This window comes from Polynucleobacter necessarius (assembly GCF_900096755.1).
GTDB classification, from domain to species: Bacteria; Pseudomonadota; Gammaproteobacteria; order Burkholderiales; family Burkholderiaceae; genus Polynucleobacter; species Polynucleobacter necessarius_K.
Window position 1 is genome coordinate 1,279,220 of the sequence record NZ_LT615227.1, and the last position, 14,033, is coordinate 1,293,252.

Consider the following 14,033-nt stretch of genomic DNA (forward strand, 5'->3'; position numbering starts at 1 on the left):
GGCTAAGCTTTCAGTCTGATTTGAAGGGGGCTTGATTTTTTCAGAAATCAGCCCAATATAGATAGTTCAGTAGGTTGTAATGAAGTTGTATTACGCAATATGTAATGAAATTGGTATTTAAATAAAAAAGCAAGACTCCCAAAAAAGTAGTTAACAAAAGATAAATAAGGGGCAGTATGAATAACAACAAAATTCAATTACTTCAGGATCCATTTCTTAATGCTTTGCGCAAAGAACCTGTTCCTGTTTCGATCTATCTCGTGAACGGTATTAAGTTGCAAGGCAATATTGAATCTTTTGATCAATACGTTGTCCTCTTGCGCAATACTGTGACGCAGATGGTTTACAAGCATGCAATCTCGACGATCGTTCCTGCTCGCGCGATTGATTTCCGTTTAGAAGAAGCTAGCCCTGTATAAAACTGGAGTAGATGCGACTCACGCCGTTCTGGTTGGAGTAGACACAGGACGCGAAGATTTTGCAGATAGCATGGCAGAGCTCAGTCTTCTGGCTGACAGCGCCGGCTCAATACCCGCAGCTAGCGTTATTGCACGTAAAGGCAAGACCGATCCAGCCCTATTCATAGGCTCTGGCAAGGCGAATGAGCTCAAGAAGGTGATGGAGGAGCAGGGAGCTGAGCTCGCTATCTTCAATCATCCACTTTCTCCAACCCAGCAACGCAATTTAGAACGTCACATTGGTTTTCATGTGATGGATCGTACGGGTTTGATCCTTGATATCTTTAGTCAGAGAGCACAAAGCCATATTGGTAAGACACAGGTTGAGCTTGCGCAAGTGCGCTATCGCATGTCGCGTTTAGTAAGGGCATGGAGTCACTTAGAGCGTCAACGAGGTGGTATTGGTGTGCGTGGTGGTCCTGGTGAAACGCAGATGGAGTTGGACCGCCGTATGTTGGCAACCAAAGCTAAGCGCTTAGAAAATGAACTAGAAAAGTTGCAACGTCAGCAAAGAACGCAAAGAAGAGCGCGCAATCGCAAAGACGTGTTTTCCGTCTCCTTGGTTGGATACACCAATGCTGGTAAATCCACTCTATTTAATGCCCTCACCAAAGCGGGGACTTATGCGGCTGACCAGCTATTTGCCACTTTGGACACCACCTCTAGGAGGGTCCATTTGGACGGAGTCGGCTCCATTGTGGTTTCTGACACGGTTGGCTTTATCCGGGATTTGCCGCACCAGCTGGTAGAGGCTTTTAGGGCCACTTTGGACGAAACCATCCATGCCGACCTGATTTTGCATGCCATTGATGCCTGCAGCCCGGTTGCCAGGGAGCAAAAAGCGGAAGTAGAGGCCGTTTTGGAGGAAATTGGGGCTGATGATATCCCCAGAATCGAGGTCATGAATAAGATTGACCAGATGCCGCAAACCTTCACTCGAGGGGCGGTTTTGGAGCGGGACGAGCAGGGCTTCCCTAGCCAGGTTTTCCTATCAGCCCGGACTGGCTTGGGCCTTGATTTGCTGCGCTCAGCGCTGGCCGAATGCTCCCAAATGACTGATAGAATAAGGGTCGAACACAACCGTGCCAAGACGCAAATGGCCCCGGACGAGTTTTTAGCACCATTACCAGAACGACTAGAATCATCCGAATTTAATCCGATTCCTAAACGAAGCTATTTTTCTAATGATGCGTAAATTTCTAGGCCTTTTTTCGGTCAATGATCCAGGTTGGGGCAATAGCCACAACACCGTCGGATCAAAAGATGCCAAAGATGGGCAGGGAAATGAACAAGCTCCAAAAGTAGATTCAGATACAAAACCAACAGAAACTCCGCCAACTAGTCAGCCAGGCAATAAACCGGCTAAGCCAGATGGCCCTCCAGATTTGGATGAGCTGTGGCGTGATTTCAACGACAGAATTGCTGGAATGTTTGGCGGCAAGAAAAAACCTGGTGTCACGGGTAGCTCTGCACAAAAGCCTAGTAACAAACCTAATAGCACTGATATTCCTCCGCCGTCACAACGTGGCGGTAATAGCGGTGGCAATGGTGGCGGTCCATCTGCACCTAACTTTAATTTCAGCAATCCATTCGGATCTAAGGCTAGCGTTCTGATTGGAGCGGCTGCCGTATTCTTCATTTGGGTATGTAGTGGCTTTTTCATTATTCAAGAAGGCCAAGCGGGCGTTATCCTCACTTTTGGAAAATACGACCACACCGCCAAGCCTGGTATCAACTGGCGTATGCCTTGGCCTATTCAGTCTGAAGAGACTGTCAATCTATCTGGAGTCCGTTCAGTAGAAGTGGGTCGTCCGGTATTGATTAAGGCCACCAATCAAAAAGACTCTTCTATGCTCACCGAAGATGAAAACATCATCGATGTGCGCTTTGCTGTTCAGTACCGCCTGAAAGATCCAGCTGATTATTTATTTAACAACCGCGATCCAGATGCTGCAGTAGTTCAAGCGGCAGAAACAGCTGTTCGGGAAATCGTTGCGCGCAGCAAGATGGATGCCGTCTTGTATGAGGGCCGCGAAAAGATTGGCATTGATTTAGCAAACTCAATTCAGAAGATTTTGGATAGCTACAAGACGGGTATCTACGTCACTAGCGTGACCGTGCAAAACGTTCAGCCGCCAGAACAAGTTCAAGCAGCATTTGACGACGCCGTGAAAGCCGGTCAAGACCAGGAGCGCCTGAAGAGTGAAGGTCAGGCCTACGCCAATGACATTATTCCGCGCGCCAAGGGTACCGCTGCTCGCCTCATTCAAGAGGCCGAAGGCTATAAAGCCCGTGTTGTTGCTACAGCAGAGGGTGACGCTACTCGCTTTAAACAAATCTTGGTGGAGTACTCCAAAGCGCCGCAAGTAACTCGCGATCGTATGTATATCGACAGCATGCGTGAGATGTATAACAACGTTACGAAGATTTTGGTTGATACAACCAAGAGCAATAGCTTGTTGTATCTGCCGCTCGATAAGATCGTTGCTCAAGTCAGTGCTGAAAGCGCTCAAGCAGCAAGTGCTCAAGTTAACCAGTCGGGGGCATCCACTCCAACTGGCAGTGTGACTGTAGGAGGGGCAACAGGAGCGAGCGCTCCAAACCCTTCTTCTGGCGCACCAGCGACAACACCGCCTGCTGCAAGTAGCAATGTAGACAAACGTGATGGTCTTCGTAGTCGTGATCGGGAGTCCAGATAATGAATGCGAATCGTTTAATTGCTGCTGGCATTGCACTCATTTATGTGCTGTCTTCCAGCGTCTTTGTGGTTGATCAGCGTAAGTTTGCTGTCGTGTTTTCTTTTGGACAGATTGTTCGTGTCATTGAAAAGCCAGGCATTCAAGTGAAGTTGCCGGCGCCGTTTGAAAGCGTGCGTTTCTTTGATCGCCGTATTCTGACAATTGACAATCCAGAAGCAGAGCGCTTTATTACTGCTGAGAAGAAAAACCTCTTGGTGGATTCTTATGTGAAATGGCGCATTGTTGATCCACGTAAGTTCTTTATTAGCTTTAAGGGTGATGAGCGTTTGGCGCAAGATCGCTTAACCCAATTGGTTCGTTCTGCCCTTAATGAAGAGTTCACGAAGCGTACTGTTCGCGAGTTGATCTCTGATCAGCGTGAAGAAGTGATGCAGGGTATTCGTAAGAAGGTGGCAGATGATGCTGCTGATATCGGCGTAGAGATCGTGGATGTGAGATTAAAGCGCGTTGACCTCTTGGCTGAGATTAGTGATTCTGTTTATCGTCGTATGGAAGCAGAGCGTAAGCGTGTTGCCAATGAGTTGCGCTCAACCGGCGCCGCTGAATCTGACAAGATTCGTGCCAATGCGGAGCGTCAGCGTGACACGATCTTGGCTGAAGCTTATCGTGACGCACAAAAGATTAAAGGTGCAGGTGATGCCAAGGCAACAGCACTTTACGCCGAGGCATTTGGGCGCGACCCTCAGTTTGCGCAGTTCTATCAAAGCTTAGAAGCCTACCGTAGCTCTTTCAAGGATAAGAAAGACATCATGGTGGTTGAGCCTAATGGCGAATTCTTTAAGTTCCTGCATAAAAAATAAGAAAGTGAATATTCCAAATCATGAATCGTTGGTTACTTCCTGAAGATATTGCAGATGTTTTGCCAGCAGAGGCTCGCAAGGTAGAGTCTTTGCGTCGTGCCATTTTGGATTTATATCAATCCTATGGTTATGAGTTGGTTGCTCCCCCAATCCTTGAGTTCTTAGACTCCTTATTGACTGGTACTGGTTCAGATCTCAATCTACAAACATTCAAGTTGGTAGATCAATTATCAGGTCGCACCCTAGGCTTGCGGGCAGACATGACTCCGCAAGTGGCTCGTATTGATGCGCATCTCTTAAATCGCGCTGGTGTCACCCGTCTTTGCTACGCCGGTTCTGTTGCGCATGCTCGCACACCAGTTGGCAGTTCTGCTCGTGAAGAGTTGCAGCTCGGTGCCGAGATTTACGGTTGCGCCACTTGGGAAGCAGACTTTGAGGCAATGACCTTATTGTTAAAAACGCTTGCAGTAGCAGGTTTAGATAAGGTCTATCTAGATTTGTCGCATGCTGGCATTCTGACTGGTATCTTGGCTGACCAAAAACTCGATAAAGAAACCATTGAGACTTTGTATGGTTTATTGCAAAGCAAGGATCGCCCGCGCTTGAGCCAATGGACCACTTGTTTGCCCGCCAAAATATCTGAAGCACTCATTGCTCTGACAGAATTAAATGGCCCATGCACTGAAGTACTCGTAAAGGCTAAAAAAGTATTGCCGAAACATGCTGCAGTCGATCAAGCCTTAGCTGACCTTGAGCGCCTAGCCTTAGCTGCAAGTGCTTTATCTACAAAATTAGAGCTCAGTATTGATCTGGCTGACTTGCGTGGCTATCAATATCACAGCGGCGTAATGTTTGCTGCGTATGTTGATCAGTTGCCGCAACCGATTGCAAGAGGCGGTCGCTATGACCATGTTGGTCAAGCTTTTGGTCGCCCACGTCCTGCAACTGGTTTCTCATTAGATCTATTGACCTTGGCTAACTTGTCTCCTTTAAAGGCGCGCAAGTTAGCAATTCTGGCTCCTTGGATTGAGGATGCGGAATTGAATAAAGCAATAAGCAGTTTGAGAAGTCAGGGTGAGGTAGTGATACAGGCGCCAGCTAGTACAACAGTAGAGGCTGCCGAATATGAATGTGATCGAGAGTTGGTGAAGCAAGGCAGCCCTTGAGAAGTAAAAAAGAAGTAAACCTGAAGAAGTAAACCTGAAGAAGTAAACCTATAAGCAGTAGTTAACCTATTTTGTAATTATCTTTTTGGATTTCATTATGTCTTCAAAGCAGCAAGCACATGGTTGTAACGTAGTTGTCATTGGCATCCAGTGGGGTGATGAAGGTAAAGGTAAGGTAGTGGATTGGTTGACTGACCATGCTCAAGCGGTAGTTCGCTTCCAGGGCGGTCACAATGCGGGCCACACACTCATCATCGGTGACAAGAAGACTATTTTGCGTTTGATCCCATCTGGAATCATGCACAAGAATGTGATTTGCTACATCGGTAATGGCGTAGTGCTTTCTCCAGAGGCACTCTTTAAAGAAATTGGCGAACTAGAAGCGGCTGGATTGGATGTTCAATCCCGCCTGAAGATCTCAGAAGCGACTACTTTAATTCTGCCGTACCACGTAGCAATTGATCATGCTCGCGAGAAGAAGCGTGGTGAGGCGAAGATTGGTACAACTGGCCGCGGTATTGGGCCGGCATATGAAGATAAAGTTGCACGCCGTGCATTGCGCGTTCAAGACTTGTTCTACCCAGAAAAATTTGCAGAGCAATTGCGTGAGAATTTGGAATATCACAATTTCATGCTCACCAATTACTACGGTGCTGAGCCTGTTAATTATGAAAAGACTTTGGCTGAAGCAATGTCATATGCTGAACGCCTTAAGCCAATGGTGGTTGACGTGTCTAGCGCGCTCTACGCAGCTGAGCAAGCTGGACAAAACTTATTGTTCGAAGGCGCTCAAGGCACATTACTCGATATCGATCATGGTACCTATCCATACGTCACATCCAGCAACTGTGTAGCAGGCAATGCTGCTGCTGGTTCAGGTGTTGGCCCTGAGTCTTTGCAATACATCCTGGGTATCACTAAAGCCTATTGCACTCGCGTTGGTGCGGGTCCATTCCCAAGCGAGCTCTACGATCATGACAATCCGGCAAAGCAAGATCCAGTTGGCGTACGCTTGGCTGAAGTTGGCAAAGAGTTTGGCTCCGTTACCGGTCGTCCACGTCGCACTGGTTGGTTAGATGCTGCTGCGTTAAAGCGTTCGATTCAGATCAATGGCTTGTCTGGTTTATGTATTACTAAATTGGACGTACTAGATGGTTTTGAAACTATCCGTCTGTGCGTTGGCTACAACCTCCTCGATGGTAAGAAGTTAGATGTGTTGCCACGCGGCGCAGAATCTGTTGCTCGCTGTGAGCCAATTTATGAAGATTTCCCGGGCTGGAAGGGTACAACCTTCGGTATCCGTGAGTGGGATAAATTGCCACCTGAGGCTCAAAAGTTCCTGCGTCGTATCGAGGAAGTGGCTGGTAAGCCAATCGCAATGGTGTCTACAGGCCCAGAGCGTGATGAAACCATCCTCCTTCAGCATCCTTTTCAGGGTTGATGGAAAATAATTGATTCAGCATTTATTAACTAATTTATTAACTTTTTGTAAGAACCAAGGTTTACAACATGACTGCGCGTACTACCTGTAATAGCCTTCAGGTGGCAATCCCTCTATATCGTTTTATCGAAGACAAAGTACTTCCAGGTACTGGCATTAAGAGCGCTGGCTTTTGGAAGGGTTTTGATGAAATTGTTAAAGACTTAACTCCAAAAAATGAAGCATTGCTAGCAAAGCGCGATCGCATTCAGCTTGACTTGGATAAATGGCACCAAGCCAATCCAGGTCCAATCAAGGATATGCCTGCATACCGTAAATTCTTAAAAGAAATTGACTACTTAGTCGACGTTCCAGGAAAAATTACCGCAACAACCAAGAATGTGGATGATGAGTTGGCGCTTCAAGCAGGTCCTCAACCGGTAGTTCCTGTTTTAAATGCCCGTTATGCATTGAATGCTGCGAATGCACGTTGGGGTTCTTTATATGACGCTCTCTATGGCACCGATGTTCTCTCTGAAGAGGATGGCGCTACTAAGACGGGTGCTTACAACCCAATTCGTGGCGCTAAGGTAGTTGCTTATGCTCGTAACTTCTTGGATCAAGCTGCTCCATTGGCTAAAGGATCACATCGTGATTCAGTTGCTTATACAGTCGACGGCAACAAGCTTTCCGTTAAATTAAAAGATGGCAGCGTTACTGGTTTAGCTGATGAGAAGCAATTTGTTGGCTATCAAGGTGACGCGGCTGCACCAAGCTCAGTCTTATTGCGCAATAACGGCGTTCATATTGATATCGAAATTAATAAGACCAAAACCATTGGCGCAAGCGATCCTGCAGGCATCAATGATGTTGTACTTGAGGCCGCACTATCCACCATTTTGGATTTGGAAGACTCTATTGCTGCAGTGGATGGTGATGACAAGGTCGTTGCTTATGAGAACTGGTTAGGCATCCTCAGGGGAACTTTAGTTGAGGAAGTGAAGAAGGGCGATAAGACCATTACTCGTGCACTCAACCCAGACCGTAAGTACAAGGCTGGTATTGGCGCTGTTGATGCAAAAGATGGCGTTGTCACTTTGCATGGCCGCTCACTCTTGTTCCTCCGTAACGTTGGCCATTTAATGACCAACCCAGCCATCATTACCGGCGAAGGTAAAGAGATCTATGAAGGTATCTTGGACGCAGTAGTGACTGTATTGATCGATTTGTACGACATTAATCGTCCAGCAAGCCAAGCAATTGGTAATACACGCAAGGGCTCCGTTTATATCGTGAAGCCAAAAATGCACAGCCCAGAAGAAGTGGCTTTTGCAGGTGAGCTCTTTGGTCGCGTTGAGAAGTTGCTCGGTTTGCCAGCAGACACAGTCAAGCTTGGCATCATGGATGAAGAGCGTCGCATGAGTGCCAACATCAAAGCGGCAATTGCTGCTGCAGGTGCACGTGTTGCCTTTATTAATAATGGCTTCTTGGATCGTACTGGTGATGAAATGCATACAGCAATGTACGCGGGCCCAATGATGCGCAAGGGTGATATGAAGACCAGCAAGTGGTTGTCTGCCTATGAGCGTCGTAACGTATTTGCAGGTTTGGATTGTGGCTTGCGTGGCCGCGCTCAAATCGGTAAAGGTATGTGGGCAATGCCAGACATGATGAAGGCTATGGTTGAGCAGAAGATTGTTCATCCTAAGGCAGGCGCAAATACAGCTTGGGTACCATCACCAACTGCAGCAACTTTGCATGCACTGCACTATCACCAAGTAAACGTAGCAGAGCTCCAAAAGGAAATGGAAAAGCTCGACACCGCTGCTGAAGCTGAAGCGTTGATCAATGACTTGTTAACTATTATTCCAGTGGTTGAGAAGGCTAATTGGTCTAAAGAAGAGATTCAGCAAGAATTGGATAACAAACTGCCAAGGCATCTTGGGTTATGTGGTTCGTTGGATCGATCAAGGCGTTGGTTGCTCTAAGGTTCCAGATATCCATAACGTTGGCTTAATGGAAGACCGTGCAACTTTGCGTATCTCCAGCCAACACATTGCTAACTGGTTGCTCAACGGTATCGTGACTGCTGATCAGGTAAATGAGACTTTGCAGCGCATGGCTAAAGTGGTGGATGGTCAGAACGCTGGCGATCCTTTGTACAAGCCAATGATGCCAAACTACAAAGATTCTTATGCTTATAAAGCGGCCAGCGATTTGATTTTCAAAGGTCTTGAGCAGCCAAACGGCTACACCGAGCCTTTGTTGCACGCTTGGCGTTTAGAGGTTAAGAAGGCTGGCGCGAAGTAATTTAGCTCCGACCATACCAAAAATGGATTTGCCCACAAAGCAAATCCATTTTTTATTGGGCGACACCTCATGTTTGGCTTTCTAAACCTTTTCTCCAGATCAAATACGAGCTTCCCATTTCAATTGAATGATGGGGGTAGGCAAAAGTCTGGCTTTAAGGGTGGCGCAGGTGACTGCGTGGTCAGATCTATTGCGATTGCAGCGAACTTGCCCTATATGCAGGTCTATGAGGACCTCAGGCTTGCTAATGAGTCATATGCCCAATCCTCCCGTAACGATAGACTTGCTAAGAGATTAAGCGCGAAAGGCTCATCCCCGCGCAATGGTAACCATCGGAATGTCTTCCATGACTACATTCTCAAGTATGGTTTTAAATGGGTTCCGACGATGAAGATTGGGGTAGGTTGTCAGGTCCACCTAAGGCCGGACGAGCTACCGGCTGGCACTTTGATAGTGAAGGTGTCAAAGCACCTCACCGCTGTGATTGATGGTGTTATCCAAGATACCCACGACCCATCTAGAGGTGGAAGTCGCTGTGTTTACGGGTATTACATCAAAACTTAAAGTAATTCCTGAAGTTCATAAAAACGAGCATTTTTTGCTAAAAAACAGCATAAATTACCCAGAAAATCGCCTGAAAAGGGCAAATTTTCTTAAAGTGATTTCTTCTTGGGTGTGTACTTGAGAAGCCAGGCCTGTTTATAGACCCCAGTCATCATAATCATGGCCGAGGTAGTCTAGGCGACTGAAAACAGACCGCTGAAGGCGATAAAGAAAGCCATGCTTTTCCAGCCAAGCGGCAGAATGTCAGTTACAAAGCCAACAGTTGTATAGCAACTGCCAGCAAACATGATGGCATCAATACTATTGGGAATGAGCTTTAGCCACAGAAGAAAGGCGGTCCAAATAAAGATTTCGCTAATGTGAATCAGGGCAATGACAATAAATGCCACGTAAAAATGGGTAAAGACCCAGTTGTACTTGCCCCCCTCAAAAGGTTCTTCTTGGTCAGCAATTCAAAGCGCATCACCATGTGATTCAGAGCACTTCCATGAAATATCAGAACAAATACAAGCCCCAAGATTCCAAGAACGATGTCCATGAAGAGGAAGGTAAAGGAAAAGCTGGTTGCGGTAGGTGGCATGGTTGTTGTCAAGTCCGTTTGGCGGAGTTTTGTCGATGATTTAGCTTTGATCGTACCTCAATGCAGATTGGGGCGCTAGAGTGGATAATGGACTTTCATCCCCAATTTGCACTGTTGATCCCACTTTGAGTTCTGTTCGAACCCCCTCGCAAGAGCGTTTCTTTTTGCTTGCCTTGGCAGGCATTCAGTTCACTCATATTTTGGATTTCATGATCATGATGCCCTTAGGGCCCGCGTTCATCAAAGTCCTTAATATCAATACCCATCAGTTTGGGTTGCTCCTGTCTTCTTATACATTTGCAGCGGCAGCCGCTGGTGTATTTGCCACCTACTATGTAGATCGTTTTGAGCGTAGAAAACTGCTCTTAAGTCTATATGCCTTTTTCATCATCGCAACATTGGCTTGTGGTTTGGCGCCAAATTATGAAATGCTCTTTATCGCTAGAGCTTTTGCTGGTGCGTTTGGCGGTATCTTAGGCTCCCTAGTGCAAACCATTGTGGCTGACTCCATTCCGTTTGAGCGCAGAGGAAAGGCGCTGGGCACAGTGATGGTGGCTTTCTCGGTCTCTACGGTTGCAGGCGTACCTTTAGGTTTATTTTTGGCAAATCACATTCCGGCTTTAGGTTGGCGCGCGCCATTCATTTTCATTGCTTTGGTTTCTACTTTGATTTTGTATTTGGGTTATCGCAATATTCCCAAGATTGCAGGGCACTTAGATCATGTGCACGAGGGCAGTCGCTTTAATCAGATCTATAAGATATTGACGGCGCAGCAGCATTTAAAAGCCTTTGTATTTATGGCTTTCATCATGGTTACCGGATTCTCGGTTATTCCGTATATCGCGCTTTATCTCACTACTAATGTGGGTATTGATAATTCTTATATTTCACTGATCTATTTATGTGGCGGGATCGCAACCCTAATGAGTTCACGCTTTATTGGGCACATGGCAGATAAATATGGCAAGGTCAAAGTGTTCAGGGTGCTTGCAGTCATCAGCCTAATTCCTTTGGTAGTCACTACGAATTTGCCGGTAACTCCTTTATGGATTGTTTTAATCAATTCAACAGCATTTTTCATCTTAGTTTCTGGTCGCATGATTCCTGCTATGGCAATTGTGAGTCAGGTCGTAGATAACAAAATTCGGGGCACCTTTATGAGTCTTGTTGGATCGGTACAAATGCTGTCTTCCGGTATTGCTTCAGTAATAGCTGGCGCAATTGTGACGATTAGGCCGGACGGCATGATGGAGCACTACAACATTGTGGGTTACGGGGCAGCCATTTGTGGATTGCTAACAATCTGGCTGGTAGGATATATCCATTCGGATGCAAAAGCCCCTCAGTAAGTGGCGACGAAGTCATTCAGAGATCAAGGTGATAAGGGAAAGAACATGATTGAATACAAAAGACCGGACGGCAAAACCATAAATGGATATTTGGCTGAGCCTACCGACAAACCAAATGCGCCGGGTGTTGTGGTGATTCAGGAGTGGTGGGGCCTGGATGACGAAGTGAAGTCTGTTGCCGATCGCTTAGCTAAAGCGGGATATCGCGCGTTAGTGCCTGATCTATATCGCGGCAAATTAGCGCTCGAGGCTAATGAAGCTGAGCATCTGATGAATGATTTGAACTTTGGAGATGCTGCCGGACAAGATATTCGTGGGGCGGTTCAGTATCTGAAGGCGACTGGCAGCAAGAAGAGGTGGCCGTAACTGGTTTTTGTATGGGCGGCGCCTTAACAGTGCTATCGGCATGCAATGTTCCTGAATTAGATGGCACGGTGGTATGGTACGGATACCCTCCACTTGAATACGTGGATGCCAATGCAGTAAGTAAGCCGATGTTGGCACATTGGGCTTTGCATGACGAGTTCTTTGCTCCGGCTGGAGTTGATCAATTAGAAGAAAAGCTAAAGGCGGCAGGAGCAAATATTGAGTTTTATCGTTATGACACTAAGCATGCATTTGCGAATCCAAAGTCTGATGCTCGTGGTTTGCCGCCTCTAAAATACAATGCCGAGGCCGCCCAGTTGGCCCGGGATCATCGCACCTTTGAATTTTTGAAAAAGAATTTAGCTTAATCACGCTTTATTGATACATTTTTAATATGCGCCTGTTCTCTGAAAATCTCGCGGTTGAAATCTCTAGTTACTATCGCAACTTGGCGCTAGGCCATGGCGTTATCCCCAAGGTATTTACCTTGGTTAATGCTGAAGGGGATCAGTATCTTTTCTTTATCGATGATCTTCGAATGGAAAAAGAAGAGGAGAATCAATTTCTCGCATATATCGTTGAGCAACATGATGCAGTTTCTTATGCTCGAGGCACCTTGGTGATTGTGGAGAACAATCAGCAGTTCATTGAGTTTGCAGTAGTTGATAAAGATGACGAAGAAGCCATAGTCTGCTCGGCAGAGTTAACCAGGGATATGGACGATAAACCGATTGGTTTGAGCGAATTCGAAAAAACCTTGGTTAAAAAGGGGCCTATTATTTTTGGTGGATTGTTCGAGCCCATCAAACTCTCTGAAGCAAAGACTGAAGATTTTCAAAGTCTATGAGATGAAGTCCAAGATTCTTCATCGCAATATGGGGCTTTAAGTTACAGCGTCTAGGCACCAAATTTCTTTTTCAGAAATTTTGTATAAAAAGCTTCTAGTGCAAAAGAGCCAATGAGCGCGCCAATTAATGCAATTGCGCTGCCAGGAGCATTTTCAATAACGCTCACCAAAAGCGTAACGAATAAGTAGAGATTAATAATGATGGCTGTCCAGAGCGGCCATTGTCTAGCGCCAGTCTTCTTGCGAACCTTCAGATGACCATAGGTAATGGCGGCATAGACCAATAAGAATGCTAGGCTGGCCATCTGCCCAACGATATTGAGCGGAAATATCAACACCAAGATGGCCACAAAGAGGGTGGATGCGCTGAGTGCGCCTGTCCGTGTTTTGAGAATCGTTTGGCCCAGCATTTGAGAGATTGAAGTTTTGCTCACCATATCGGCTGCAATATTAGAGGCGGCAAAAATCGTGGCATTGAGTGCTGCTGCGCCAATCACGGCAAACCCCGTCTTACCTGCAACGATCTGCGCTGCATTTGCAAGAACATGACCATTAAATTGCTGCATCTGTTCTGGTGGCAGCAGCAGAACTGTTGCGCTACTTACTAATACATAGGCAATCGTCACCAATATCAAGGCGGAAAACATCGCAAGCGGCAGTTCCTTTTGGGGTTTTTGCATGGCGTTTGATGAATTCGTCACTACGCCAAAACCTTGATAGTTGATATACAGAATGCCGGTAGCAATCGCTATGCCGTTGATGGATCCGCCAGCGGATTTAAACGCGCTGATATCGGCAACGCGGATACCCTCAATTGAACACAGTAAGAGAGCGATAGTGACAAAGCCGATAGCCAGTGTTTCAGCGCGACCAACAAAATTGGTGCCAAGTACATTGATGCCAGCACATAAAACTACGATACCAGCACCGACCATTTTCACTTCGGTTGGCGAAAGACTGCCACCAAGCAATGTATTGGTGTATTCAGAAAACCCGGCAGCATAAAGAGCGGCAGCAATTAAATACGCAATGTATTGAAAATTATTCAGGCCGCCTGCAATAACGCCAGGCCCAAAACTCATGACGGTAAAAGTAGTAGCGCCGCCGCTACTTGGAAATGTGGCGCCTAATTTGGCGTATGAGTAAACAGAGAGAATGAGGCTGCAATGGCGCCAATCAGAAAAGCCAGGGGAATATGTGTTCCAGCATGCATGCTGGCTGTGCCAAGTAGAGAGAAGAGGCCGGCACCCATCATGCCGCCTATGCCTAAGGCGGTTGCGGAAAAAAGGCCAATGGCCTTGCCGTGCTTACTTGCTGTCTTTAGGAGCGCTGAATTCACAGAGATTTCTAGAGCCTGACTTGGGTGGGGCTTGTATTTGAGCATAATGCCCCCATATTTAGCCATAACTAGAGT

12 protein-coding genes and 2 pseudogenes are annotated in these 14,033 nt (G+C 46.6%); 11 read left to right on the forward strand and 3 right to left on the reverse strand.

The annotated features are described in order from the left end of the window. The first annotated feature begins 176 nt into the window (after positions 1-176). The 8 genes and pseudogenes from hfq (at position 177) to DXE27_RS06740 (ending at position 9,477) form a co-directional block, all read left to right on the forward strand. Positions 177-419 (forward strand): RNA chaperone Hfq, encoded by a 243-nt coding sequence (hfq, locus tag DXE27_RS06705; protein ID WP_128113377.1) that lies wholly within the window; start codon positions 177-179, stop codon positions 417-419. After that, positions 412-1,653 (forward strand): GTPase HflX, encoded by a 1,242-nt coding sequence (hflX, locus tag DXE27_RS06710; protein ID WP_462803971.1) that lies wholly within the window; start codon positions 412-414, stop codon positions 1,651-1,653. Before hfq ends, hflX begins: the two co-directional genes overlap by 8 nt. After that, the gene (gene hflK / locus DXE27_RS06715) at positions 1,643-3,157 is read left to right on the forward strand and encodes an FtsH protease activity modulator HflK (protein ID WP_128113379.1); all 1,515 of its coding nucleotides are present in this window, start codon (positions 1,643-1,645) and stop codon (positions 3,155-3,157) included. Before hflX ends, hflK begins: the two co-directional genes overlap by 11 nt. Further along, complete coding sequence (hflC, locus tag DXE27_RS06720) at positions 3,157-4,017, forward strand: protease modulator HflC (protein WP_128113380.1); 861 nt, start codon at positions 3,157-3,159, stop codon at positions 4,015-4,017. Before hflK ends, hflC begins: the two co-directional genes overlap by 1 nt. 20 nt (positions 4,018-4,037) lie before the next feature. Next, positions 4,038-5,183, forward strand: a complete 1,146-nt coding sequence (locus DXE27_RS06725; RefSeq protein ID WP_128113381.1) for an ATP phosphoribosyltransferase regulatory subunit — start codon at positions 4,038-4,040, stop codon at positions 5,181-5,183. Positions 5,184-5,280: 97 nt separating this feature from the next. After that, positions 5,281-6,624 (forward strand): adenylosuccinate synthase, encoded by a 1,344-nt coding sequence (locus tag DXE27_RS06730; RefSeq protein ID WP_128113382.1) that lies wholly within the window; start codon positions 5,281-5,283, stop codon positions 6,622-6,624. Between the two features lie 68 nt (positions 6,625-6,692). Next, positions 6,693-8,913: pseudogene (locus DXE27_RS06735) on the forward strand (malate synthase G). Positions 8,914-8,982: 69 nt separating this feature from the next. Then, a complete protein-coding gene (locus DXE27_RS06740) occupies positions 8,983-9,477 on the forward strand; it encodes a hypothetical protein (RefSeq protein WP_128113383.1) in 495 nt (164 codons plus the stop codon). Between the two features lie 173 nt (positions 9,478-9,650). Here the strand turns inward: DXE27_RS06740 and DXE27_RS09265 are convergent, their stop codons facing one another. Next, positions 9,651-9,866, reverse strand: coding sequence for a hypothetical protein (locus tag DXE27_RS09265; protein ID WP_197712355.1), 216 nt, complete (start codon positions 9,864-9,866; stop codon positions 9,651-9,653). A gap of 271 nt (positions 9,867-10,137) precedes the next feature. On the opposite strand from DXE27_RS09265, the gene DXE27_RS06750 reads away from it, so the two are divergent. The 3 genes and pseudogenes from DXE27_RS06750 (at position 10,138) to DXE27_RS06760 (ending at position 12,619) form a co-directional block, all read left to right on the forward strand. After that, on the forward strand, positions 10,138-11,406 hold the full coding sequence (locus DXE27_RS06750) for an MFS transporter (RefSeq protein ID WP_231969717.1): 1,269 nt from the start codon (positions 10,138-10,140) through the stop codon (positions 11,404-11,406). A 45-nt stretch (positions 11,407-11,451) separates the two neighbouring features. After that, positions 11,452-12,140 (forward strand): annotated as a pseudogene (locus tag DXE27_RS06755) (dienelactone hydrolase family protein). 26 nt (positions 12,141-12,166) lie between these two features. After that, positions 12,167-12,619 (forward strand): hypothetical protein, encoded by a 453-nt coding sequence (locus tag DXE27_RS06760; protein WP_197712356.1) that lies wholly within the window; start codon positions 12,167-12,169, stop codon positions 12,617-12,619. Between the two features lie 50 nt (positions 12,620-12,669). Here the strand turns inward: DXE27_RS06760 and DXE27_RS06765 are convergent, their stop codons facing one another. Together DXE27_RS06765 and DXE27_RS06770 are read right to left on the reverse strand one after the other, a co-directional pair. Then, positions 12,670-13,776, reverse strand: a complete 1,107-nt coding sequence (locus DXE27_RS06765) for an APC family permease (RefSeq protein ID WP_128113384.1) — start codon at positions 13,774-13,776, stop codon at positions 12,670-12,672. Next, the gene (locus tag DXE27_RS06770; protein WP_128113385.1) at positions 13,746-14,024 is read right to left on the reverse strand and encodes a hypothetical protein; all 279 of its coding nucleotides are present in this window, start codon (positions 14,022-14,024) and stop codon (positions 13,746-13,748) included. Before DXE27_RS06770 ends, DXE27_RS06765 begins: the two co-directional genes overlap by 31 nt. Positions 14,025-14,033 lie beyond the last annotated feature (9 nt).

Bases quoted from the DNA above. Each gene is read 5' to 3' on its own strand.
- hfq (WP_128113377.1), top strand. From the start codon at position 177: ATGAATAACAACAAAATTCAATTACTTCAGGATCCATTTCTTAATGCT.
- hflK (WP_128113379.1), top strand. From the start codon at position 1,643: ATGATGCGTAAATTTCTAGGCCTTTTTTCGGTCAATGATCCAGGTTGG.
- hflC (WP_128113380.1), top strand. From the start codon at position 3,157: ATGAATGCGAATCGTTTAATTGCTGCTGGCATTGCACTCATTTATGTG.
- DXE27_RS06725 (WP_128113381.1), top strand. From the start codon at position 4,038: ATGAATCGTTGGTTACTTCCTGAAGATATTGCAGATGTTTTGCCAGCA.
- DXE27_RS06730 (WP_128113382.1), top strand. From the start codon at position 5,281: ATGTCTTCAAAGCAGCAAGCACATGGTTGTAACGTAGTTGTCATTGGC.
- DXE27_RS06740 (WP_128113383.1), top strand. From the start codon at position 8,983: ATGTTTGGCTTTCTAAACCTTTTCTCCAGATCAAATACGAGCTTCCCA.
- DXE27_RS06760 (WP_197712356.1), top strand. From the start codon at position 12,167: ATGCGCCTGTTCTCTGAAAATCTCGCGGTTGAAATCTCTAGTTACTAT.
- DXE27_RS06770 (WP_128113385.1), bottom strand. From the start codon at position 14,024: ATGGCTAAATATGGGGGCATTATGCTCAAATACAAGCCCCACCCAAGT.